Annotated in this window: 26 protein-coding genes; 15 read left to right on the top strand and 11 right to left on the bottom strand. The window is 39.5% G+C overall.

Annotated features, from left to right (window positions below; all coding sequences use genetic code 11):
- Window positions 1–116: 116 nt before the first annotated feature.
- From J4N24_RS14010 to J4N24_RS14000, 3 genes are all read left to right on the top strand, one after another.
- A complete protein-coding gene (locus J4N24_RS14010; RefSeq protein ID WP_207534325.1) occupies window positions 117–1421 on the top strand; it encodes an NCS2 family permease in 1305 nt (434 codons plus the stop codon).
- Between the two features lie 101 nt (window positions 1422–1522).
- Complete coding sequence (gene ade / locus J4N24_RS14005) at window positions 1523–3160, top strand: adenine deaminase (protein ID WP_207534324.1); 1638 nt, start codon at window positions 1523–1525, stop codon at window positions 3158–3160.
- A gap of 2 nt (window positions 3161–3162) precedes the next feature.
- The gene (locus J4N24_RS14000; protein WP_207534323.1) at window positions 3163–3366 is read left to right on the top strand and encodes a DUF551 domain-containing protein; all 204 of its coding nucleotides are present in this window, start codon (window positions 3163–3165) and stop codon (window positions 3364–3366) included.
- 84 nt (window positions 3367–3450) lie between these two features.
- Here J4N24_RS14000 and J4N24_RS13995 read toward each other — a convergent pair whose 3' ends face one another.
- Window positions 3451–4557, bottom strand: a complete 1107-nt coding sequence (locus tag J4N24_RS13995) for a serine hydrolase domain-containing protein (protein ID WP_207534322.1) — start codon at window positions 4555–4557, stop codon at window positions 3451–3453.
- Window positions 4558–4606: 49 nt separating this feature from the next.
- Window positions 4607–5755: a helix-turn-helix domain-containing protein gene (locus tag J4N24_RS13990; RefSeq protein WP_207534321.1), complete on the bottom strand. Its 1149-nt coding sequence runs from the start codon at window positions 5753–5755 to the stop codon at window positions 4607–4609.
- Between the two features lie 125 nt (window positions 5756–5880).
- Between J4N24_RS13990 and J4N24_RS13985 the strand changes: the two genes are divergently transcribed.
- From J4N24_RS13985 to J4N24_RS13975, 3 genes are read left to right on the top strand one after another with little or no spacing between them, the layout of a single operon-like run.
- Window positions 5881–6471, top strand: coding sequence for a TetR/AcrR family transcriptional regulator (locus J4N24_RS13985; protein ID WP_207534320.1), 591 nt, complete (start codon window positions 5881–5883; stop codon window positions 6469–6471).
- 44 nt (window positions 6472–6515) lie between these two features.
- Window positions 6516–6728, top strand: coding sequence for a hypothetical protein (locus J4N24_RS13980; protein ID WP_207534319.1), 213 nt, complete (start codon window positions 6516–6518; stop codon window positions 6726–6728).
- A 52-nt stretch (window positions 6729–6780) separates the two neighbouring features.
- A complete protein-coding gene (locus J4N24_RS13975) occupies window positions 6781–8058 on the top strand; it encodes an MFS transporter (RefSeq protein ID WP_207534318.1) in 1278 nt (425 codons plus the stop codon).
- Window positions 8059–8102: 44 nt separating this feature from the next.
- Here the strand turns inward: J4N24_RS13975 and J4N24_RS13970 are convergent, their stop codons facing one another.
- Both J4N24_RS13970 and J4N24_RS13965 read right to left on the bottom strand, forming a co-directional pair.
- A complete protein-coding gene (locus J4N24_RS13970) occupies window positions 8103–8471 on the bottom strand; it encodes a hypothetical protein (protein ID WP_207534317.1) in 369 nt (122 codons plus the stop codon).
- A gap of 50 nt (window positions 8472–8521) precedes the next feature.
- A complete protein-coding gene (locus J4N24_RS13965) occupies window positions 8522–9259 on the bottom strand; it encodes a metallophosphoesterase family protein (RefSeq protein WP_207534316.1) in 738 nt (245 codons plus the stop codon).
- 67 nt (window positions 9260–9326) lie between these two features.
- Here J4N24_RS13965 and J4N24_RS25890 point away from each other — a divergent pair, with 67 nt between their 5' ends.
- The 3 genes from J4N24_RS25890 (at window position 9327) to ygiD (ending at window position 11204) form a co-directional block, all read left to right on the top strand.
- A complete protein-coding gene (locus J4N24_RS25890; RefSeq protein ID WP_207534315.1) occupies window positions 9327–9473 on the top strand; it encodes a hypothetical protein in 147 nt (48 codons plus the stop codon).
- Between the two features lie 281 nt (window positions 9474–9754).
- Window positions 9755–10339: a YceI family protein gene (locus J4N24_RS13955; RefSeq protein WP_207534314.1), complete on the top strand. Its 585-nt coding sequence runs from the start codon at window positions 9755–9757 to the stop codon at window positions 10337–10339.
- Window positions 10340–10376: 37 nt separating this feature from the next.
- A complete protein-coding gene (gene ygiD, locus J4N24_RS13950) occupies window positions 10377–11204 on the top strand; it encodes a 4,5-DOPA-extradiol-dioxygenase (RefSeq protein ID WP_207534313.1) in 828 nt (275 codons plus the stop codon).
- Between the two features lie 4 nt (window positions 11205–11208).
- On the opposite strand, the gene J4N24_RS13945 is transcribed toward ygiD, so the two are convergent.
- Both J4N24_RS13945 and J4N24_RS13940 read right to left on the bottom strand, forming a co-directional pair.
- Window positions 11209–11952, bottom strand: a complete 744-nt coding sequence (locus J4N24_RS13945) for a hypothetical protein (protein WP_207534312.1) — start codon at window positions 11950–11952, stop codon at window positions 11209–11211.
- A 28-nt stretch (window positions 11953–11980) separates the two neighbouring features.
- Complete coding sequence (locus J4N24_RS13940) at window positions 11981–13003, bottom strand: glycosyltransferase family 9 protein (RefSeq protein WP_207534311.1); 1023 nt, start codon at window positions 13001–13003, stop codon at window positions 11981–11983.
- A gap of 243 nt (window positions 13004–13246) precedes the next feature.
- Here J4N24_RS13940 and J4N24_RS13935 point away from each other — a divergent pair, with 243 nt between their 5' ends.
- Window positions 13247–13441, top strand: a complete 195-nt coding sequence (locus J4N24_RS13935; RefSeq protein WP_207534310.1) for a hypothetical protein — start codon at window positions 13247–13249, stop codon at window positions 13439–13441.
- Here J4N24_RS13935 and xerD read toward each other — a convergent pair whose 3' ends face one another.
- The gene (xerD, locus tag J4N24_RS13930) at window positions 13442–14338 is read right to left on the bottom strand and encodes a site-specific tyrosine recombinase XerD (RefSeq protein WP_207534309.1); all 897 of its coding nucleotides are present in this window, start codon (window positions 14336–14338) and stop codon (window positions 13442–13444) included.
- Between the two features lie 199 nt (window positions 14339–14537).
- Here xerD and aroQ point away from each other — a divergent pair, with 199 nt between their 5' ends.
- From aroQ to J4N24_RS13910, 4 genes are all read left to right on the top strand, one after another.
- On the top strand, window positions 14538–14951 hold the full coding sequence (gene aroQ, locus J4N24_RS13925; RefSeq protein WP_207534308.1) for a type II 3-dehydroquinate dehydratase: 414 nt from the start codon (window positions 14538–14540) through the stop codon (window positions 14949–14951).
- Between the two features lie 288 nt (window positions 14952–15239).
- Window positions 15240–17921 carry a valine--tRNA ligase gene (locus tag J4N24_RS13920; protein WP_207534307.1) on the top strand — a complete coding sequence of 894 codons (2682 nt, stop codon included), beginning with the start codon at window positions 15240–15242 and terminating at the stop codon, window positions 17919–17921.
- A gap of 77 nt (window positions 17922–17998) precedes the next feature.
- On the top strand, window positions 17999–18634 hold the full coding sequence (locus J4N24_RS13915; protein ID WP_207534306.1) for a hypothetical protein: 636 nt from the start codon (window positions 17999–18001) through the stop codon (window positions 18632–18634).
- 220 nt (window positions 18635–18854) lie between these two features.
- On the top strand, window positions 18855–19421 hold the full coding sequence (locus tag J4N24_RS13910; protein WP_207534305.1) for a hypothetical protein: 567 nt from the start codon (window positions 18855–18857) through the stop codon (window positions 19419–19421).
- Here J4N24_RS13910 and J4N24_RS13905 read toward each other — a convergent pair whose 3' ends face one another.
- Window positions 19422–19880 carry a type I restriction enzyme HsdR N-terminal domain-containing protein gene (locus J4N24_RS13905; protein ID WP_207534474.1) on the bottom strand — a complete coding sequence of 153 codons (459 nt, stop codon included), beginning with the start codon at window positions 19878–19880 and terminating at the stop codon, window positions 19422–19424.
- A 396-nt stretch (window positions 19881–20276) separates the two neighbouring features.
- On the opposite strand from J4N24_RS13905, the gene J4N24_RS13900 reads away from it, so the two are divergent.
- Entirely contained in the window at window positions 20277–20651 is a 375-nt protein-coding gene (locus tag J4N24_RS13900; RefSeq protein ID WP_207534304.1) for a response regulator, read from the top strand.
- A gap of 370 nt (window positions 20652–21021) precedes the next feature.
- On the opposite strand, the gene J4N24_RS13895 is transcribed toward J4N24_RS13900, so the two are convergent.
- The 3 genes from J4N24_RS13895 to J4N24_RS13885 all read right to left on the bottom strand — a co-directional run bounded on the left by J4N24_RS13895 (window position 21022) and on the right by J4N24_RS13885 (window position 22085).
- On the bottom strand, window positions 21022–21162 hold the full coding sequence (locus J4N24_RS13895) for a hypothetical protein (protein ID WP_207534303.1): 141 nt from the start codon (window positions 21160–21162) through the stop codon (window positions 21022–21024).
- Between the two features lie 179 nt (window positions 21163–21341).
- The gene (locus J4N24_RS13890; protein WP_207534302.1) at window positions 21342–21761 is read right to left on the bottom strand and encodes a c-type cytochrome; all 420 of its coding nucleotides are present in this window, start codon (window positions 21759–21761) and stop codon (window positions 21342–21344) included.
- A 108-nt stretch (window positions 21762–21869) separates the two neighbouring features.
- A complete protein-coding gene (locus J4N24_RS13885; protein ID WP_207534301.1) occupies window positions 21870–22085 on the bottom strand; it encodes a hypothetical protein in 216 nt (71 codons plus the stop codon).
- Window positions 22086–22173 lie beyond the last annotated feature (88 nt).

Genomic DNA, 22173 nt, shown 5'->3' with positions numbered 1-22173 from the left:
TTGTTACAGAATTAACGGAATGATAACAGTCACTTAAAGTATTGGTTCGGCGAATTAAATTTGCGTTAAGAGTTTGGGCTCAAAAACCTAACTTGCTCTCTTCACGTTCATCGCATATGGCTGTTACTGCTCCTTCTACAAACAAGTCTATAACTACTGAGATAATAGCTGGAATATCTTCATTTCTTGCTACTTCGTATATTATCGTAGTTAACCCCGCTATTTTAAGTCAGACTGGAATGCCTTTCTCGGGTGTACTTACGGCTACTGTTTTGGTTTGCTTTTTTAGTAGTTTGATGATGGGATGGTATGCGAAAAATCCTATCCTTGTAGCTCCTGGAATGGGCTTAAATGCATTTTTTACCTATTCTGTAGTGCTGGGAATGAAAGTTCCATATACTGTAGCATTAGGAGCTGTTTTCTGGTCGGGAGTGGTATTCTTTCTTCTTTCCTTTTTTAATATACGAACTCACATTGTTAAAGCAATTCCTAAAACCCTCAGGTACTCGATCGCTGCCGGCATTGGTTTATTTATCACCCTTATAGGCCTTTCGAATGCAAAGTTTGTTATTGCTAACCCGGCTACTATTGTCGGAGGAGCTGTATTAGGAAGCAATGTGCTGACTTTTGTTTGTGGTCTGTTATTCACTGCAGCATTACTGGTAAGGAGAGTAAAAGGAGCGATCCTATTTGGAATACTATTTACAACTCTGGCGGCTTATCCTCTAGGACGGTTTTGGGGCTTGGAAGAGAATGTGAAACCTTTAGTTCAATTTAATGAAGTGTTTTCAGCGCCCGATTTTTCGCTGTTCTTTAAGCTGGACCTGGTCAACTCCCTTCAACTTTCTATACTACCGGTGATATTTGCATTTGTATTTACCGACATGTTCGACAGCCTGTCTACCTTTGTTGGAATCGCAGAGGCTGCAAACTTGCTTGATGAGAAAGGCGAACCTAAAAATATCAAACGCTCTTTGCTTACCGATGCTTTTGCTACAACTTTCGCCGGCATTGCAGGCTCGAGTCCCGGTACTGCTTATATCGAATCAGCAGTTGGTATAGAAGCGGGAGGGCGAACAGGTTTAACAGCAATAGTGGCCGCATTTCTCTTTCTTCCATTTCTTTTCTTGTCGCCGCTTCTGTCTGTCATCCCCTCCATTGCTACTGCACCTGCACTTGTTCTCGTAGGGGTTTTCATGATAGGTCCTGTAGTTAAGATCAACTGGAATCAGCTGGATGATGCAATCCCTGCGTTTCTTGCAATGGTGCTCATTCCATTTACCTACTCCATAACCCACGGAATTATATGGGGATTTCTAAGTTTTACTGTAATAAAAGTAGTAGCAGGGAAGGCGAGAGAGATCACTCCTTCATTATGGTTTGTTGATGCCTTTGTGATCCTTGCGCTTATTATGGAATAGTTAAACCTTCATTACCAGTTCTGATGCTTTTGTTATCTTGGCACTCTTTTAAAATTTGAATACTGGCGCAACATAAGCTCGAACATTCATCTACATACATTATGCAATCAATAAAAGGGAATATAGTTGATATAGAAAACGCCCGGATCTTTTCTGGAGAAGTTCGTTTCGAAAATGGTCGGATAGTATCTATAACAGAATTAGAGGGCAAATCCAATGGTGGTTACATCCTTCCGGGGTTTGTGGATGCCCATGTTCACATTGAAAGCTCCATGCTGGTCCCTTCTCAATTTGCTCGTTTAGCAGTTGTTCACGGTACAGTAGCAACTGTTAGTGATCCTCACGAAATTGCTAACGTGAATGGAATGGAAGGTGTAGAATTTATGATTGAAAATGGCAGGAAAGTTCCTTTCAAGTTCAACTTTGGAGCTCCTAGTTGTGTTCCAGCCACTAGCTTTGAAACCGCAGGTGCTGAATTAAATGCTACTGATGTTGAACTCCTGCTTCAAAATCCTCAGGTACTCTATCTCAGTGAAATGATGAATTTTCCTGGAGTAATACATGAAGAGGAAGAAGTGATGAAAAAGATAGCTGCAGCAAAACGCCTGGGAAAACCGGTAGATGGCCATGCTCCCGGACTAAGAGGAGAAGCCTTAGAAAAATATGTTTCTGCCGGCATTAGCACCGACCATGAATGTTTTACTGAGGAAGAGGCCCTTGAGAAGCTTCAGCTCGGCATGAAAGTACTCATCCGCGAGGGAAGTGCTGCTAAGAATTTTGAGGCGCTTATAGGTCTTCTTCACGATTATGAAGACATGATAATGTTCTGTAGTGATGACAAGCACCCCGACAGCCTTGTAGAAGGACATATCAACCAATTATGTGCAAGAGCAATTGAAAAGGGAATTGATGTCTTTAAAGTATTAAAAGCGGCTTGCATTAATCCTGTGAACCATTATAAGTTAAATGTTGGTTTATTAAATGAGGGTGATCCTGCTGATTTTATTATGGTTAAGGATCTGATAAGCTTTAAAACGATTCAAACTTACATCGATGGAAGATTGGTTGCTGAAGGCGGTAAAACGTTGATTTTACTTGAAGAAGCAGGAGAGGAGCCTGTCGTTAATCAATTCGATTGCCAACTCAAAGTTAAGTCGGATTTTAAGGTGCTGAGGGATAATTATCCAGAATTAAATGGCGAAATTCCCGTAATCGAAGTTCTTGATGGACAATTGGTAACGAATCGGTTGATGCTTGAACCTAAGTATCTTGCTGATGAAATTGTTGCAGATATAGAAAGGGATATCCTTAAAATTGTAGTGGTTAATCGCTATAAAGAAGCCCCGGTAGCTAAGGCATTTATAAAGAACTTTGGTTTGAAACAGGGAGCAATAGCATCTAGCGTTGCCCATGATAGTCACAATATAGTAGCAGTAGGGGTAGATGATGAAAGTATATGTAAGGCTGTTAATTCCTTAATTAATGTTAAAGGTGGCGTGTCTTGTGTGTCTGATACAGAGGATTTTGTTCTTCCTCTTCCTGTTGCAGGATTGATGTCTCTTGACGACGGGTACAAGGTGGCTGAAAATTATAAGAGGATCGATGAAGCGGCCAGAGCATTAGGCTCAGCACTCATTTCCCCGTTCATGTCTCTTTCGTTTATGGCCTTGCTGGTAATACCTGAATTGAAGCTGAGCGACAAGGGTTTGTTTGATGGTAAGGATTTTAAATTTTTATAAAAATGGAATGGATTTCAATAAAGGACCGATTGCCTGAAAAAGATAAAGATCTGCTCGTGTGCACTAACACCTTCTACATGGGCATAGGTTGGTACTACAATGATTCCCAGCAATGGGACTTCGAGATACAAAAACATACTGAAGCTGATCTTGGAGAAGTGACTCATTGGATGTATGTCCCTGAACCTCCACCAGTAGAATATTAGATAATTTCGAAGGTTTAAAAGGTATATTGGTTCTTATGTTAAATAAGAACCATATTATTTAATTTCGGCTAAAATAAAATCAACTTATTTAATGATCAATTCTGCCAATCTATTGGCAACTCTCGCTGCATCGTCGGTTCCATTATTTGCCAAAACAACTAAAGCGGTATTAGTGGAAGGAGCCAGGTAAATAAAACTACGGAAGCCTCCTGTGCCTCCATCGTGTACAAGACATTCTACTCCGTTAATAGTTAAAAGGAACCAGGCAGATGCAATTTTAATTTCAGCGTTTGAAAAGGTTAGTTCCTTTACTTTTTTAAATAGCGCAGGCTTACTTGTATTATCCGGACTTATAAAAGCCTTTGCATATTTTAATAAGTCACCTGTACTTGAATAGATTGTTCCAGCTCCGCTGTACCCGTTCAATTTCCAATAGCTGGTCTCCCTTCCTTTCTCCGTATATCCCCTGGCGATGTTTTCAGTATAACTATTTTCCGCTTTTGTTCTCCTCATGTCTAATGGAATGCAAATATTCTGGTTCAGATAGTCAGCATAGCTTTTCCCTGATCTTCTTTCCAAAATTAGTCCGGCTACAGCCATTCCTAAATTCGAATACTCAAATTTTTCTCCTGGAACGCTTTGTAATTTGACGTTTTTTAAGGCTTGATAAACGGCAAGACTGTCATAGTTCTTATAGGGATCGTTTGGATCTGAATTTTTTTCAAACCCCTCAGGGAGTCTAGGTAATCCCGAAGAGTGGTTAAGGAGTTGTTTTACCGTGATCTTCTTCCCATTCTTTATCAACAGGGAAATATCAGAAGGAAGTAGATTGTTAATAGGTTCGTCTAAGCTTATGTCTAATTTATTAAGCAATTCAATTAGCATTGTAGCCGTGAACGTCTTGGTAATTGAACCTATCTCGAAAACGGTATTTTCATCAGGAATAGTTTTAAGACCTTTAATTATTTCCCCATATCCATATTGGAACACCTCGCCGTTCTGAAGAATGCCAATACTTAAACCTGCTGTAACTTTTTTTCCGGCATAACCTGTTACGATAGAATGGAGGTTAGTCTCAAGTTCTGTTTTTAGAGGATTATTTGTTATAACTGCTTGGGTTTCCTCTTTTTTGCAGGAGATAAAAACTGGTAGAAGGATGAATAGGATCAGGATTGCAAATTTTTGATTCATAGCGATTCTTTTTTCTGCAATGATCGCTTTCCGTTACAGGTTCATCGTCTTAAAGTCTAAATTCGGACGTCTTAAGTTCCATTTCGGCCTTTTTTCTGTATTCTGATGGGGTCTGACCGGTAGCTTTCTTAAATATTGCATTAAACGAAGCCTTTGAATTAAAACCACAATCAAGTGCAATACCAAGTAATGAAAGATGTTGATTATCCGGGTTTATTACCTGCTTTTTAAATTCGTTCACCCGGTACCTATTCACAAACTCAAAAAAGTTTTGATCAAGCTTACCATTAATTAATTGAGAAAGTTGATTTACGGGTATTTGTACTTTTGTAGATAGTTCTAGTATGGTTAGTTCTCCATTCAGATAAGGCTTGTCGGTTTCCATGTACTTCAATAATATTTCGAGCTTTTCTTCCACCAGATCCTCTGGGATAGCCGGCATACTATACCTTGTCTTCTCTGTCTCTCCAAATAGTTGATCGGCCGGTAAGTTACCCGGATCATTGTACACTACTTTCTGTCCCATTCCCCAGTAGCCGATAATATAGACAAAAACAGGAAAACCTATAGCATCGAGATTTTTAAAGATGGTGGTATTAAAGAAGACCGCAAGTCCCCATAGACCCCACAAAGTGATAACCCCAATAACAAGCCACATCAACCACCTCAAATTGATCCGTTCATCGTAGGAAAAGATCTTTCTGATGTTTTTTTTATGTCGGATAAGTAATACAAGTGATATAGATATGTAGACAAAATTTTGAAGGAGGGCGATAATGATAAAAAGGTTTGGCTCAGAATCAGAAAAACTTTCTTTTATCCATTGAATTTTTACCTCGCTATTATTAAAGTAAATGTTGAAAATGAAAAGTAACAGTAGTAAAAGGTACGGTATAAAATGTACTACCAAGGCTGGTTTTAATCTAAATGCTGGGGCTGTCAGGCTTTGTACATACAGAAAAAAAACAGGTCCCAGCGCGAAAATAAATGGGTAGAATACTGCAAACAAATGAGGAAGCTGGAGAATGAGGTGTGTTCTCATTAGAAAATCCTCAAAAGTTACAAGCGCAAAAAGAAGGCAGCAAAGGGCAAGCAAAGTGTTCGAAATTCCGGCTTTAATCCGGTTCCGAAAGAGAGCAATACTTAATATGAAGCCTTGAATAACACCAACTGCAACGATAATAGAAGTGAACTCCATAAGGGGATGAAGATAAAAAATTAGCCTTATTCTCCTGATCGAGAGTTGAAATATTGAAAGTTATGAAATAAAGTTAATTTTCTTTCATAAGTAAGTGATCATTCATTTATATTTGTATTGCCCTTATGCGAACAAGAAATACTGTAAAAGAAGAATTAGTAAAACAGAAGGCCATTGAATTAATTGTTAAAGATGGCCTGGAAAACTTTAGCGTAAATAAGCTTGCAAAAGCTTGTGGTATTTCTGTAGCTACACTTTACATCTATTATAAAGATAAAGACGACTTAATTGTGAAGGTTGCTGTGGAGGGGGCAAGGCAAATGAGTGCGGAGGTTTTAAAAGGTTTCGATCCAGATGCCTCCTTTGAAGAGGGCTTACGACAACAGTGGAGAAACAGATCCAGGCATATGATGGAAAACCCTATGGCAGCTCAGCTATTTGAACTGTTGCGGGGTTCCACCTATCACGACGAGGTATATAAAGTGATCGTTGGTGACTTTACCAAATCATTAGGCGCATTTATGGAGAATGCAATAAAGCGTGGTGAAATAGATCCTTTACCTATGGAGGTCTATTGGTCGGTTGCTTTTGCACCGATGTATAATTTGGTTCGATTTCATAATGAAGGCAAGAGTATTGGGGGCCGGCGCTTTACATTGACGGAAGAGTTATTATGGCAAACTTTTGATCTCGTATTAAAAGCGCTAAAGAAGTAGCATCGTCATCCAATAGCAGTATTACTATAACGAAATCTTTCTCTATGAATAATATCCTTGTTTTTAAAACGAATATTCAGTCAGAAGAAGACTTACTTGTAATTGAAAGGTTACTTACTGGAATGGAAGTAGATGACTGGAATGTAGACAGAAAAGATATTGATTGTGTTTTACGCATAGTCAGCAATACTGTTACAGAATGCCAGATTTCTTCGTTAGTAACGGAAGCTGGTTTTTTTTGTGAAGAATTACTCTGATTCCAGCCTTCTAAATCTCATACCTATTTAATACCCTATAATCAACCAAACAATGAAACAGACAGACAATAACAACCTGGTCAGTTTTTCATCTTATCAAAAACTGGTCATTGCCATACTAGCTCTCCTGCAGTTTACCGTAGTGCTCGACTTTATGGTCCTATCTCCACTTGGAGATATATTAATGAAATCTTTGCAAATAACACCCTCAGGCTTCGGGCTTGTAGTTTCTTCCTACGCTTTTAGTGCTGGTATCAGCGGACTTCTTGCCGCCGGATTTGCGGATAAGTTTGACCGTAAGAAGCTATTAATGTTTTTTTATGCCGGGTTTATTCTGGGGACCCTTTTTTGCGGACTGGCAAATACCTATAAGCTTTTAATGGCTGCCAGAATTATTACAGGACTGTTTGGGGGAGTGATAGGCTCTATCTCCCTTGCTATTGTAACAGACCTCTTCGAGATAAATCAACGTGGGCGAGTGATGGGTTTTGTTCAAATGGCCTTTGCAGCTAGTCAGGTACTTGGTATTCCTATTGGAATTTACATCGCAAATCTCTGGAACTGGCATGCAACATTTCTAATGATCGTTGCTCTGGCAGTTGTAATTTACATGGTAATCTGGCTTAAAGTTAAACCAGTAGATGCCCATCTCAAGCTGCAATCAGACAAAAGTCCCTTTGTGCACCTTTTGCATACCTTAAGCAATAGGTCTTATCAGATTGCTTTTGCTGCTACCGCTTTACTTTCGGTTGGAGGTTTTATGTTGATGCCCTTCGGTAGTGCTTACCTGGTAAATAACATTCATATAACTCATCAACAGCTCCCTTTGGTATTTATGTTTACTGGTATAGCTTCAATCATTATCATGCCGATTATAGGACGTATTAGTGACCGCGTAGATAAGTTTACCCTATTCTGCGTGGGGTCAGCTCTTGCTATAGTAATGATCCTGATCTATACCAACCTTAATCCTGTTCCTCTATGGCAGATCATATTGATTAACATGGTACTTTTTATGGGTATTATGAGCAGGATGATCCCAGCAACAGCCTTAACCACCAGTATCCCGGAAATGAAAGACAGGGGAGCCTTTATGAGTGTAAATTCTTCCCTGCAACAAATGGCTGGTGGCCTTGCTGCTGTAACAGCTGGACTTATAGTATCACAAAAGACCTCAAACAGTCCGCTGGAAAATTATGGTACCCTGGGAATAGTGGTATCTCTGGTAATTGTGGTCTGCGCTTTTCTGGTCTATTTTGTTAGCAAATTAGTAAAGGCAAAACTTGCAGCTAATTTCAAAACTGAAGCAATAGCCCAGGCTATGGAATAAATAAACGGCAAATTATTGCCGTTTATTTATCATTCTTTCGGCTTTTAAGCCGTGTTCATTTCTTTCCGTTGAGTAAGTAGTCCTCCAATCAGTAATCCAGTGAGTCCGAGAACCAGAAAGGTATTTCTTGCTTTTTTATCCTCTGAGAATTTACCTACCCAGGGTGCAAGTATCGAAGCTAAGCTAATTCCGACATCGCCGGCCAAATGTGCTTTGAAAGGCAGAACCTTAAATAGTCCCCACTCTGATTTAGTCAGGATTGCCGAGCTAAGCATTAAGCCACTTAACACTCTGGCAAAGGTTGTAGCTTTAGGATCGTCTTTGAAACGCATGATCTCGGGAGACAAGGCAGTTAGCGGAATATAACTCCATTCGGCTAAGCCGTGTCCTTTTCTTGAAATTGGTCTGTCCATAGTAGATGTTTTTAGTTCTGCTATGACAGCAATTATTATTCCGCTTAGCTCTAATAGGCTTTCCTTAACCGGTCTGCAAAATCATTGGGTAGGGGACTGTCTTCCACCGCTTTGGCTGCTTTTTCTATATCATACTCAAAACGGCAAAACTCTACCTTAATACTTTCTTTGTTTAACAAGCTACTGTTCTCGTCGATGGTTAATATAACATAACAGCCTCTCGGGTCGCCATCTTTTGGTTTGCCTGTCGCTCCAATATTTACAACATGAAGGTATTGACCCTCACACTCAATAACACGGTGATAAGGTTTATGGGTGTGTCCACAACAGTAGATATGGGCATTGCTTTCCCGCAAAAGCTCCAAAACGTATGCCTCATCCAAATCCTCCAGTACATACTCACTCACACTTCTGTTACTCCCATGAACAAGCATTAGATTAAATGGAGTTGCACTAAGCCTAAATTCCACCTTAATATGTGCCGGCAGATTTTTAAGATAGTGTCTCGAACTTTCATTCCCCAGATGATAAGCATAATTTATTAAGGCCTCCTCATCATCCAGATGCTGATCTACCCGTAATTTCTTCACCTTTATATCGTGATTGCCTGCGATAGTTGGAATTTTTCTCTTACGGATCTCTGCAATCACCTCATTTGGCCAGATGTTATAGCCAACCAAATCTCCCAGGCAATAAATAGCATCGTATTCTTTACTATCAATATCATTAAAAAAAGCCTCAAGTGCAGGAAGGTTAGCATGCACGTCGGAGAACAAAACAATCTTCATCAGGGAGTATTAATGGATTCTTTACTGTAATATTTTTCTAAACCAGAAGGCTACATTAACCAATGCAATGAGTGCCGGGACTTCAACTAGTGGCCCTATAACACCAACGAAAGGCTCTCCGAAGTTAATTCCGAAAACGCCAACTGCAACAGCGATGGCAAGCTCAAAGTTGTTGCCTGCGGCTGTAAATGCAATGGCTGTATTCTTCGGGTAATCTGCTCCTCCTGATTTTCCTGCAAAGAAACTCGTAAAAAATAGGATTGCAAAGTAAATTACAAGAGGAATACCATTTTTATCGCATCGTCAGGACTTCGTTCTATCTCATTACCTTACTAAGGGAAACATTACGACGATACTAAATAATACGGCAATTAAGGATATCGGGGGAGACTGCTGTTTTCTTGATCTATGTTAAGAACACTTCTTAACACACATCAATCACCGTTAAAGCGTTCAAGTATAACTTTGTCTTATTCAAAAACAGAAGATTATATAATGAAAAAGACATTCTTATTAGCTGCGGCATTAATAGTAAATACAGCGCTTTTTGCACAATCTAAATGGGGAGTTGACCCTGTGCATTCGTCAGTAAAGTTTTCAGTAGAGCACCTGGTAATTTCGGAAGTTGATGGTCAGTTCAAAAAATTTGATGGTAACATTGTATCGAAGACCCCTAATTTCAGCAATGCGGAAATTAGTTTTAGTGTTGATGTAAACAGTATCAATACCGATAATGAAATGCGTGACAAGCATTTGAAAAGTCCCGATTTTTTTGATGCTGAAAAATATCCTGACATGACATTTAAAAGTACTTCCTTCAAGAAGGTATCAGGAAATAAGTACTTATTGGTTGGAAATCTTAATCTGCATGGAGTTACAAAGCCGGCAAAATTCACCGTAACCTACGGAGGAACTGCAAAGGATGGATATGGGAATACGAAAGCCGGTTTTAAAGCCTCAACAGTGATTAACCGTTTTGACTACGGATTGAAGTGGAACAACTTAACTGAAGCTGGAGGCGCAACTGTAGGTAAGGATATTACAATTGATCTTAAATTGGAGTTCGCTCAGCAGAAATAATTAGAGGTAAGCATAGATCACATTCAAGAAGAGAACCATGACAACATTAAACGCATTCAGGAAATTTACAGAGGGCTTAGGGGAACAGGATCAACAAATGCCGGTGTTGTTTATTGGACATGGTTCTCCCATGAATGGCATTGAAGATAATGAGTTCAGTCAGCGTTGGAAGAAAATGGCGCAGGAAATACCAGTTCCAAAGGCAGTCCTGGTTATTTCGGCACATTGGTATACACGGGGAACGAAAATTACTGCAATGGATTATCCTGCCACCATTCATGATTTCGGTGGCTTTCCTAAGGCTTTGTTTGATGTTCATTATCCGGCTCCCGGTTGTCCTGAGCTTGCAACTGAAACTGCTTCTTTAGTTAGTACCACTATTGTAGAGCTTGATCATGATTGGGGCTTGGATCATGGTACCTGGACAATTATAAGGCACATGTATCCTCAGGCAAACATTCCGGTGCTTCAACTTAGTATTGATTATACCAGGGATCCCTCTTATCATTATGAGTTAAGTAAAGACTTATCCACCCTTCGGAAAAAAGGTGTTTTGATAATTGGAAGTGGAAATATGGTACATAATCTCCGCATGATTTCATGGGAAATGATCAATGGAGGAGGGTATGACTGGGCCTATACAATGAACGAGCAGTTCAAGTCATTAATAACAAACAAGGAGCATGAGGCATTAATCAACTACTCGCGCTTAGGGAGAGAGGCCATGCTATCGATTCCAACACCCGAGCATTACCTGCCTTTATTGTATACATTGGGACTGCAGGGTAACCGGGACGAAATTTCTTTTTTTAATGATAAGGCAGTTGGAGGCTCCCTTACCATGACTTCTGTAAAAATTGGTTAAGCTTTTACTTCAACTTTCTTCCGCCTAAATTATACACAGCACCTATCGTAAAAACAGAGTTGCCCGCAGTAAGATACTTTCTGTTCTTCAAGCCGAAGTTGCTCCCTGTTGTATACTGTAATTGAAAGTTCTCATTCAGTCGCATGCGTGTGAAGAAGATCGGTTCAAGGAATATGTTGTCCTCCTTAAGTGGGGTTACTCCTGTCATCTTCACTTTATCCATTGTTACATAGCTCATCCTTAATGCGGTTCCGTAATTCAAGGGAAATTTCTCACCAAAAAGATTCAATTTTCTTTTTCTGGTAGAGCTGTAATTTACCTGAACAAAGAACTTGTCAAAAGTAATATCCTGACTTTCGTAAGGTATCGCTCCGTCATAAGTAAGATCACTAAGTACCCGCCTGCTGTTGCCTGTCCCCATACCACCGTAAATTTCAAAAACCCTGTTATTCTCTTTGCCAAATGTGGTAAAATAACCAGCTCCGGCTTCAACCATTTTTTGTGAAAAATCCTTTTTCTCCTTATCCTGACTAATAGCAGAGCCATTGATCATTAGAGCAAAATTGTCGGTAAAAGCATAAGCTGTGTTGAAACTAATGTTTCCACGTAGAGAAACATGCCCGCTTGCATGCAGTTCGCCACTTTCGGTAAACAGCGGTGCATTGGGAACGTTTGGCATATAAAGAGAAGAACAGGATGCAAGAAAAAGTGCAGGAAGTATAAGAATAAAAGGAAAACGTTTTCTCATCAGGATAGCTTTTACTACGGAAGTATTTCTAGTTTAAAATTTCTGTTTGATTTAACGGGCTCAGTTTTTGCTGAAATAAGTTTTTGCTTTCACTGTAAATCAACTGGAGATCTGGATTATAGATCCATTCAATAGTTTTGTGCAGGTCCTTATTTAATGGCTCCCAGCGTTTCGGATCTGTATTAAGGCTAATTACAATGCTGGGTACCTTTAAGGCAGCAGCAATATGAGCTACGCCTGTACAGTTTGATACCAGGCTATGTGCTTGCTTTATCAAAACTGCTACTGCTCCCAAACTTGTTTTACCCGCAGCAATTACTGCTTCTGACTTCATTCTTGAAACCACATCAGCGACAATGTTTAACTCGTCGCTGGTTCCGGTAATTACCGGAGTAAGTCCCTGGTCTGCTGCCAGATCACCGAGGGCGGCAAAATATTCGGCAGGCCACTGTCGGGCAGTCTCCCGCGATCCGGGGTGTATACAGACATATTTACCTTTTTCTATAGGAAGTTCAGCTTTTCTTAAATCATCGTAATCCTGCTCATAAAGGGGAAACTCCAAGTCCCTGCCCTGGTCGTCAATTCCAAGAGAACTTATTAGAGCTATATGTCTGTCTATTTCGTGAAGATTCTCCGGGTATGGAATAAAATAACCACCTTCCGGAACATAAACCCCTTCTTTAAAAAAACCGGCAACCGTTTTGGGCCCAAATAATTCTACCATAGGATTCACCAAATTGCCGTTTCCCTGCATTTGCAGAACCAGGTCGAAATTTTCTTCAACCATCCCAGACAGAAATTTTGCAAAACCGGCAGGAGAAAATTCTCTTTCAGGTAAACCGGGATAACCAGGAAAGTCAATAAATCGGTCCAGATAATCAGGAAAACGAACCAGAAGACTTTTCGCCCAGGGTAAACCGATCAGTGAAATTTCCGCATCAGGATAAGCACTTCTCAGAGCCCTTATAGCGGGAATAGAGCAGAGAAGGTCACCTAATTGAAGTGCCCGGAAAATTGCAATCTTTTTAACTTGGGTAATGGGTAGAATCATGAAATGAACTTTAGACCCTTTAAACAATAAAGTGTGCAAATAGTTGTGGAATTATTAATTTGAGATGGTTTGAGGAAGGAAGTAAGCACCTTTCCAAGTATTAAAAATTTAGCTTTCGCCGCACCTGGTAAGTGATTCCATAAAAAACTATCGGATACGTTAAAAATTAACTAAAAGTTATTATTAAAGAGGTAATGGAACAATTCTTGCATAAATTAGGAGTATTTAACGCAAAGCCTACATATGTTACGTAAACCTGCATTTGCAACTACTGTGGTAAATCTATATATCATTGTATTTCTTATTGTTTTGGAAATTAATATTTCCCATGCGCTACAGTTGGGCATGCTTTATTTTTCCCCTGTAATAAGCCTCTGGATGTTCTACACAATAATTAGCGGATCAGGTTTTCGTCCGCCTCATAAGCAGATCGTTTGATCAGCTTCTTGGGTGATATTGAATGATAGTTTGTCGAAGGTAATCAGTATCCAAATGCGTATATATCTCCGTCGTGGTAATGCTTTCATGTCCAAGCATTTCCTGCACTGCTCTCAGGTCTGCTCCACCTTCAATCAGATGAGTAGCAAAAGAGTGCCTGAAGGTATGGGGACTTATGTTTTTATTTAAGCCTATTTTCTCTGCCAGCTGTTTAATTATTAAGAATACCATTACGCGGCTAAGCGGCGCACCTCTCCGGTTAAGAAACACAAAGTCCTGATGATTGGGTTTGATCTTCAAATGAACCCGTATCTCAGTGAGATAAATCCTCAAAAGCTTAATAGCTTCACTTCCTATAGGTACTAGACGTTCTTTATTTCCTTTCCCCATAACCTTGATAAATTCTATATCCAGGTAAAGATTGGATATTTTAAGATCAGTAAGCTCTGACACCCGTAACCCGCATCCATACAGAACTTCCAACATGGCTTTATTCCGCATACCCTCAGGGGTAGAAAGATCAATGGCAGCAATTAGCTTGTTGATATCGTCAATACTTAGTGTATCTGGCAACTTCCGTGTAAGGCGGGGACTTTCAATCAGCGCTGTAGGATCGATTTTGCTAAGATTTTCAATGATTAGGTATTTGTAAAAGCCTTTAAGTCCGGAAAGTACCCTGGCTTGAGAAGGAGGGAGCATTCCCAGTTCATTTATCCAGCCAAGAAAAAGCTGTATATCCTCACTGGTTATTTCGTTTGGAGCCTTTCCACTGGTGCTGTCGGCAAACTGATGCAGCTTATCAACATCTCTCATATAAGCTTCCACACTGTTTGCAGATAAAGAACGTTCAAGCTTCAAATAGTTCTCAAACCCTTTTTTCGTACTTCTCCAATCCATCCCGCAAAGAAATTAAAAAGCCTGTTAATCTCAGAATTTTCTTTTACCCTAATCCAGCATTTCTCTGCGTTATTTAGTGCTTCTGCATATTCTGATAAATTGGGAAATACAACCACGCTGAAATTAGGAAAATGAGCTCAGTTAGAAGTCAGTTACAATCGTACTACAGAGGTTTTTTAAAATTTCTTAAGTTTGAAGCATGAAGATACAAATTCTAAACGGGCCTAATTTGAACCTGCTTGGCACCAGAGAAAAGTCTATTTATGGAGAGAGAGGCTTCGATTCTTATTTTAATGAGTTGAAGGCCAAATACCCTGCGCTCGAACTGGAATATTACCAAAGTAATATTGAAGGGGAACTAATTAATAAGATACATGAAATCGGCTTTAGTTATGATGGAATTATTTTCAACGCAGGCGCTTATACTCATACTTCACTGGCAATTGCGGATGCTATAGCTGCTGTTAAAACACCCGTTATTGAAGTCCATATCTCCAATGTTTATTCCCGCGAAGAGTTTCGGCACAAATCGATGATGGCAAGAAACTGCAAAGGGGTTATTACGGGGTTCGGTCTCGACAGCTACAGACTAGCTATAGAAAGCTTCCTTTGATCAGCGGTTGAACCAGCGGATCACCTTGTTAACCATTAGGTAGTTCAATAAGATACTAGTAATTTTCATCGTCAGCCTGTCTTTCACGTTATTAATACTATCTGACTCTAAAAACTGGATATTTTTTAAATTATTATAATTCACCGTTGCTTTTTTATTAACATCGGTGAATTAATTTTCCTTCCGTCAGAGTTTCTTCTCAACATAATTTAGCCTCCTGAATATTTACCTTTCGCGTGCACCCGGAGTTTACTATTTTTGCAAGCCCAAAAAGGCGAGGTAATTCATATGAGCATTTCTAAGACATATAATCCGAAAGAAACAGAAGATAAATGGTATCAGTACTGGCTGGAGAAGAAATTCTTTAAATCAGTACCTGACGAGCGTGAACCCTATACAATTGTAATACCTCCTCCAAACGTCACAGGAGTACTGCACATGGGCCACATGCTTAATAATACCATTCAGGATGTTCTGATCCGCCGGGCTCGTATGTTAGGCAAAAATGCTTGTTGGGTACCAGGAACGGATCATGCCTCGATAGCTACCGAAGCAAAGGTGGTTGCTATGCTTAAAGAGAAGGGCATTGAGAAGAAAGATCTTAGTCGTGATGAATTCCTTAAGTATGCCTGGGAATGGAAAGAAAAATACGGTGGTATTATCTTAAAGCAGCTCGAGAAGCTAGGGGCTTCATGCGACTGGGACCGCACCTCCTTCACTATGGACGAGGCTCTTTCTGAAGCTGTTATTGATACCTTTATTCACCTTTACAAAAAAGGCTTGGTTTACCGCGGTGTGCGTATGGTAAACTGGGATCCTAAAGGTAAGACTGCTGTATCGGACGAAGAAGTTATTCGTAAGGAAGTTAATCAAAAGCTTTATTATATTAAATATAAAGTTGCAGGCGAAGAAGGTAAGTTTATTGTAATTGCTACCACTCGTCCTGAAACCATCATGGCTGATACAGCTATTTGTATCAACCCTAATGATGACCGCTATACTTACTTAAAAGGTAAGAAAGTACTTGTTCCGTTAATCAACAGAGAGATCCCGGTTATCGAGGATGAATATGTAGATGTTGAGTTCGGTACCGGATGTTTAAAAGTAACTCCTGCCCACGATCTGAATGACTATGAGTTAGGGGTAAAACACAATCTTCCGGTAATCGATATCCTGAATGATGACGGAACACTAAATGCTAAAGCAGAGATCCTGGTAGGAGAGGATCGCTTTGCGGCCCGTAAGAAGATTGCAGGTTTGCTGGAAGAAGCAGGACAACTTGAAAAAGTCGAAGAATATAAATCTCAGGTAGGTTTCTCTGAAAGGACCGATGCGGTGATCGAGCCTAAGCTTTCTTTACAATGGTTCTGTAAAATGGGAGAAATGGCTAAGCCTGCTCTTGATTACGTGATGGAAGGTGAGATTAAACTTATCCCCGAAAAGTTTATTAATACCTACCGTCATTGGATGGAGAACGTAAAAGACTGGTGTATCAGCCGGCAGCTTTGGTGGGGGCAGCAAATTCCTGCATGGTACTTCCAGCATGAAGTAGTTGTTGCTAAAACTAAAGAGGAAGCTGTTGAAGAATTATTGAAGGCAGATAACCGTGCGCAAATGAGCGATCAGGAGAAAGCTGATTTCAAAACTGAGGCATTAAATTCGATCAGGCAGGATGAAGATGTTGTAGATACCTGGTTCTCTTCATGGTTATGGCCAATTTCCGTATTTGATCCTTCGGTTTGCGGTCACCCGGAAAAAGAAGGTAATGCCGACCTTAATTATTATTACCCCACCAATGATTTAGTAACTGCACCAGAGATCCTGTTTTTCTGGGTAGCTAGAATGATTATGGCCGGACACGAGTTCCGTGGTGAGGTTCCTTTCAAGAATGTTTATCTCACTGGTATAGTTCGTGATAAGATTGGAAGGAAGATGTCCAAATCGCTGGGCAACTCTCCTGACCCTATTGATCTGATCGAGCAATACGGAGCAGACGGTGTTCGTGTCGGAATGCTCTTGTGTTCTCCTGCAGGAAATGATCTAATGTTCGACGAGTCATACTGTGAGCAAGGACGAAATTTTGCCAACAAGATTTGGAATGCTTTCCGTCTGGTAAAAGGCTGGGAAGTTAATGATGATCTGGAAGCTGTAAATTCAAAAGCAATTGAGTGGTTCACGAATCGCTTCAGCGAAGCTCTTGTGGAAATTGAAAGTCACTTCTCTCAATACCGTCTGTCAGAGGCCTTAATGTCTTGCTACAAATTAGTTTGGGATGACTTCTGTTCATGGTATCTGGAAATGGTTAAACCTGCTTATCAACAACCTATTGACAGGGTAACTTATGATGCAACCAAAGCTTTCTTTGAGCAGATATTGAAATTAATACATCCTTTTATGCCTTTCTTAACAGAAGAACTTTGGCATGATGAGGAAGTTTTCGGCAGCAGAAGCGAGAAGGATTGCTGTATTGTAGCTGAGTACCCTAAAACAGTAGCTACCAGCGAATCAATTTTAAAGGATTTTGAAATTGTGAAGCAAGTGATCTCAGAAGTACGGAACATCAGAAACAGCAAGCAGATCTCTCCTAAGGAAGCTTTACCCTTATCGGTAAAAGCTAATTCTGAGACCAACTACCAGGAATATCTGGCGATAATTTCTAAGCTGGCCAATCTTAGCGAGGTCTCTTTTGTTGAAGAAAAAATCTCTGGATCAGCAGGATTCATGGCAGGAAGAGATGAGTTTTTTGTTGTGTTAGCTGGAAATGTAGATGCTGAAGCAGAACGTGAACGTATCACAAAAGAATTAGAATATCTGCGCGGGTTTTTGAAGTCGGTTAATGCAAAGCTATCGAATGAGCGATTTGTCCAAAATGCTAAAGCTGAGATAGTAGATAACGAACGTAAAAAGAAGGCAGATGCGGAAGCTAAGATCTCTATTTTAGAAGAGGGCTTAGCTGCGTTGAATGCATAAAGAATATAAGGTCAGTTAAGAAATTAAAATTAACTGGCCTTTTTTTAACAAATTAAAGTACTTATAATCTTATCAAATTGAAGAAGAGCTTTCTATTATTTCTTACAATAGCCCTGTTTTCCTGTCAGGAAGCTAAAAAGTCAAAATCAAAGGTCAAAAAGACAATCGATCCAAAAGTGCTGGTCTCATGTGAGGGGATAGGGGAGGTTAAACTTTCTGATACGCATCAAACCTTAGAAGAAAGATTTGGAAAGGGTGCACTCGCAGAGCATGAGAACACGATCTACGGTGCTTTTACCACCATTTGGGAGGCAGATCCTAAGCAGATAAGCGTGTATTGGAAGGAGAAGCAAGCCCCATTCAAGACAATTAATTTTATAGAAGTTGGAACTCCCGGATCCCCATATATGACTAAGGATAGTATAATGGTTGGAATGGGACTTAGAGATATGGTTAAAAAGAACGGATCGATATCTATAAAGTTTCTGAATATAACGCAGAGTCAACCAGGCTTAATTACTGGCTTTAATGCAGGAAATATTGAAAAAAGCACACCTTGTTTTACTGGTATCCTTGAACAAACAAGACTTCATGTGATCCATAAAGATGAGTTAAAGGAGTTCCACAAGCAAAAAGAGGTCAATTCTTACGACCCTATGTTGAACCGGATCGATTATGAGCTAGCTTCTATGCGGGTGGTTCGCAAACAATAGATCGAAAAAAAATATTTAAAGGGAAGCTAAGTAGGAAAAGCTTCCCTTTTTTTACGAATTAATTTTATTCATAATGTCCAAAAAAAGCCTTCCATCCCATTTAATACCCATATTCAGACTTCTATTAATGACTGTTTGCTTCACGGGTTTTTTATGTTCTTGTAATCAGAATCCTAAAAATTCTGACAAAAAATCTACGGGGCCAAAATCCCCGATAGAGGTGAACGATCAAAACGATTCGCATATTACTTGCTGGGGAATTGGCCCCCTGGAATTTGGAGACGATCTGGAAACTATCGCAGAAAAAGTTGGAAAGGAAAACGTCAGCACTGATTCCCTTTTTCTCGAGGGAGATTTCGATCGTCTGATCACTAAGGTCTGGAAAGGTACTCCGAAAGAGATCACTATTATATGGAAAGAAGTTAAACCTCCGTTCAAAACGGTCAGTACTTTTGAAATAGCACAGGAAGACTCACCCTACAAATTCGACAATGGTATCGGTATTGGCACTGGTATAAAAGAAATTGTCGCTTTAAATGGGGGAGAACCAATTAAGCTTTACGGTTTTGGGTGGGACTATGGAGGGACCTTTATTGATTTTGGAAAGGGAAAGCTGAAGGGAGATTTACCATGCTTCGGTGGCGTTTTTCAATTGCAAACGGAAGCTGCTGATGCGGAGGTGCAGCAGGTGATGGGAGATCAGGAGATCTATTCAAATGCTCCAGCATTTAGTAAATACAAGGCAGTTCTAACCGTTATAAGGATATCTGAAAAGGGAGCTGAATAATTAATTACCGGGATAATTGGGCAGGTCCTGGATAAACTGGTAATTCTTTTGTTCAAAGTCAATTTTACAGTAGTAATGATGTAGGCCATTACTTACGAAAAGTAAAGGAACCTTATGAACAATATTATAGCGGGCAATTTGATCGAATACAGCTTGGGTTATCTTAACTGAAGGAGCTTTACATTCAATCATAAGTATTTTCTGTCCGGTAGTATTGAATACAACAACATCCGTTCGCTTCTGTAATGTATTTAAGCGAAGACCGCCTTCCAATTTGATCAGTGCTTTTGGGTAGTTTTTTTCGCGGATTATGTACTGAACGAGGTGCTGTCTAACCCACTCTTCCGGCGTTAATACCAGATACTTCTTTCTGATCTCATCAAATATAAAATGAGAAGCAGATTCCTGCTTTATCTTAAATGGATAGGGAGGAAGATTTAACGGTACCGGCTCAAATATCACTTTTCAAAGTTCTGAATTTTATCAGAAACCTCTAACCTGATTACTTCAAATGCTAAAGCTTTTTTTCCACATTAGTTCTGGTTATGCGTAAGTATATACACCTGATATCTAAATTGTAAAGTCATTTTTGCTGCCGGAGTAAAACTCTCTTACAATTTTAATGTTCCTGTTAAGGTATTGTTAAGGGGCTTGAGTGACAGTCCCCCGTAAATGAGTAAAAGGGTGAAGTATTTCTAATCGTTCTATAAACTTAAATTACTGTAAATATGAAGTATGCTCTGCAGCAGCAAAATTGCGATATACCCCATTTAAATTCGTGCAACTTAATTTCTCTTGCAAAAGAAGTTACTGGAGTAACGTTAAAGTATCAGATCGTAAATTATTTTATTACATATGAAGAAGCGGATTTTGGTGATTGATGATGATAATAGCATTCTCGATGTAGTAAAAGAATCTTTGGAGTATCTGGCTTACGAAGTCGAAACAAATTCAACCGGAGATAATGTTTTTCAGCTCATAGATCAGTATAAACCTGATTTAATCTTGCTGGACTACTTATTGAATGGGATTAATGGAGGCGAATTTTGCCATCAAATTAAAACTAATCCTAAAACATCTCACATCCCTGTTATAATAATGTCTGGTTTCCCTAAAGTGTTCCTCTCACTAGGTGATTATAAAAGCGATCATTTTATAACAAAGCCCTTTGACTTAACAGACCTTTCTGATAAGATAAGCAGTTGTCTGGGTAAGACTGAGGTGATTTGATCTTGAGTACGGTATAGACTGGCTTACTTAGGCCGGAGTGAAAAAACGTTGCAAGAAAAAAGGGTCAGACAATTAAGTCTAACCCTACATCTACCTATGAAAAACAAATCCTTTTTGGGAAAGGATGCTGTGTATACGCCAGGAAATTGAGATAGTTACAAGAAAATTAAAATATTTTAGAATAAAGGTTTTTTCAAGGACCCAGGCCTTTCTTTTCTCCACAACTGGATACGTCCGGACCCTTTTTCTTTATTAACTAAAAAGCCCTTTGCTCAAGCAAAAGGCTTTTTTCATTTTGTCTGTATGTAATGATTTTACTCAGATTTCTCTAAAAACATAACGGACTTGTTCTTTAGACCAATACGTCCTTTTATTTTTTCTTTCCGTTCTTTGGAGAATCATCTCCTTTCATATCATTTTTACCGCCCTTTTCCGACTGGTAAGCTGATTGCCCCTTAGCCGTTTTGTCAACTTGCATCTTCGGCTTTTTTACATCTTGCTTCTTGCTCATAATTCGACTGTTTAAATTTCTGGATAGATGATTTAATCATTTGAGTATTAATTATAAGCAAGGTTCAAAGAGATTGTTTTGGTAAAAGTTAAATTGGAAAGGCTGCCTTTAGTAAATGTATTTCAGTATAATTTAGGCAGATTCAAGAGATCGCATCCTCTCGAATGTACCTCAGTTCGCTACTTAATTGTAAGAATATATTTTGCCATCTCTTCGGCATCTGCTTTCGATATGGAGGAGTGAGGTGTCATTGGGATATCTCCCCAATTTCCTGCCCCTCCCTGGATTATCTTATTTGCAAGCATTTCCACATTCGCTGGGGTGTTCTCGTATTTCTTAGCCACTTCAGCGTATGCAGGTCCCACAAGCTTATCATGCTCTTTATGGCAAGAAAGACAATCAGAAGTAGCAATTAATTGAGAGCCTTTGGACTCGCTTGAGGGAGTAGTACCGTCAGTGGCACCTGTTCCTTCTGAGGTGGATTGTGCACTTCCACCTGTAGATGTGTTTTCCGAAGTATTGCTACTACTGCTGGATTCAGAACCGCCACATGAGGCTAATAAAATAGAAAAAGATAGAGCTAAGATCGTGTGTTTCATTGTTTTTAATAATTAAGGCCTGGAGAATGGCTCCGGTCAAATTTATGATATTTTCTCTATCGAAAGTGCTGATAGCAAGCTGAATTAAACATCAAAAACATCCTCTTTTCATTTATTCCCCCTCTCCTTGATCTTTTCACCTACTAGCTTTGCGTCTTCTTCCGAATAACTACCGGTAGTGAATACCCATGCACCCTCTTTCTGCTTTAGAACAGCAACTATACTTCCTGATTCCATTAGGGTATAGGCATCGTTTTCAGGAACAACGGTAAAGGATTTTTTTCCTGCTGATATTTCAATTTCAAGATTAAATGTGTCGGCCATAGTCAATTTTTTATTTAAAACAGATAACACTTAAAATGTTCCTGACATACCTGAAATTCATACCTGCGAGTTTATAGAACGACCCTTA

The sequence above is a fragment of the Desertivirga arenae genome (assembly GCF_017355785.1).
Taxonomy (GTDB): Bacteria; Bacteroidota; Bacteroidia; order Sphingobacteriales; family Sphingobacteriaceae; genus Desertivirga; species Desertivirga arenae.
This window is presented reverse-complemented; position numbering and strand designations above follow the sequence as displayed.

Bases quoted from the DNA above. Each gene is read 5' to 3' on its own strand.
- J4N24_RS13985 (WP_207534320.1), top strand. From the start codon at position 5,881: ATGCGAACAAGAAATACTGTAAAAGAAGAATTAGTAAAACAGAAGGCC.
- J4N24_RS13920 (WP_207534307.1), top strand. From the start codon at position 15,240: ATGAGCATTTCTAAGACATATAATCCGAAAGAAACAGAAGATAAATGG.
- J4N24_RS13995 (WP_207534322.1), bottom strand. From the start codon at position 4,557: ATGAATCAAAAATTTGCAATCCTGATCCTATTCATCCTTCTACCAGTT.
- J4N24_RS13895 (WP_207534303.1), bottom strand. From the start codon at position 21,162: ATGAGCAAGAAGCAAGATGTAAAAAAGCCGAAGATGCAAGTTGACAAA.
- J4N24_RS13945 (WP_207534312.1), bottom strand. From the start codon at position 11,952: ATGAGAAAACGTTTTCCTTTTATTCTTATACTTCCTGCACTTTTTCTT.
- J4N24_RS13935 (WP_207534310.1), top strand. From the start codon at position 13,247: ATGTTACGTAAACCTGCATTTGCAACTACTGTGGTAAATCTATATATC.
- J4N24_RS13970 (WP_207534317.1), bottom strand. From the start codon at position 8,471: ATGGACAGACCAATTTCAAGAAAAGGACACGGCTTAGCCGAATGGAGT.
- J4N24_RS13975 (WP_207534318.1), top strand. From the start codon at position 6,781: ATGAAACAGACAGACAATAACAACCTGGTCAGTTTTTCATCTTATCAA.
- J4N24_RS13955 (WP_207534314.1), top strand. From the start codon at position 9,755: ATGAAAAAGACATTCTTATTAGCTGCGGCATTAATAGTAAATACAGCG.
- J4N24_RS13990 (WP_207534321.1), bottom strand. From the start codon at position 5,755: ATGGAGTTCACTTCTATTATCGTTGCAGTTGGTGTTATTCAAGGCTTC.
- aroQ (WP_207534308.1), top strand. From the start codon at position 14,538: ATGAAGATACAAATTCTAAACGGGCCTAATTTGAACCTGCTTGGCACC.
- xerD (WP_207534309.1), bottom strand. From the start codon at position 14,338: ATGGATTGGAGAAGTACGAAAAAAGGGTTTGAGAACTATTTGAAGCTT.
- ygiD (WP_207534313.1), top strand. From the start codon at position 10,377: ATGACAACATTAAACGCATTCAGGAAATTTACAGAGGGCTTAGGGGAA.
- J4N24_RS13885 (WP_207534301.1), bottom strand. From the start codon at position 22,085: ATGGCCGACACATTTAATCTTGAAATTGAAATATCAGCAGGAAAAAAA.
- J4N24_RS13890 (WP_207534302.1), bottom strand. From the start codon at position 21,761: ATGAAACACACGATCTTAGCTCTATCTTTTTCTATTTTATTAGCCTCA.
- J4N24_RS13940 (WP_207534311.1), bottom strand. From the start codon at position 13,003: ATGATTCTACCCATTACCCAAGTTAAAAAGATTGCAATTTTCCGGGCA.
- J4N24_RS13965 (WP_207534316.1), bottom strand. From the start codon at position 9,259: ATGAAGATTGTTTTGTTCTCCGACGTGCATGCTAACCTTCCTGCACTT.
- ade (WP_207534324.1), top strand. From the start codon at position 1,523: ATGCAATCAATAAAAGGGAATATAGTTGATATAGAAAACGCCCGGATC.
- J4N24_RS13900 (WP_207534304.1), top strand. From the start codon at position 20,277: ATGAAGAAGCGGATTTTGGTGATTGATGATGATAATAGCATTCTCGAT.
- J4N24_RS13980 (WP_207534319.1), top strand. From the start codon at position 6,516: ATGAATAATATCCTTGTTTTTAAAACGAATATTCAGTCAGAAGAAGAC.
- J4N24_RS25890 (WP_207534315.1), top strand. From the start codon at position 9,327: ATGAGTGCCGGGACTTCAACTAGTGGCCCTATAACACCAACGAAAGGC.
- J4N24_RS14000 (WP_207534323.1), top strand. From the start codon at position 3,163: ATGGAATGGATTTCAATAAAGGACCGATTGCCTGAAAAAGATAAAGAT.
- J4N24_RS14010 (WP_207534325.1), top strand. From the start codon at position 117: ATGGCTGTTACTGCTCCTTCTACAAACAAGTCTATAACTACTGAGATA.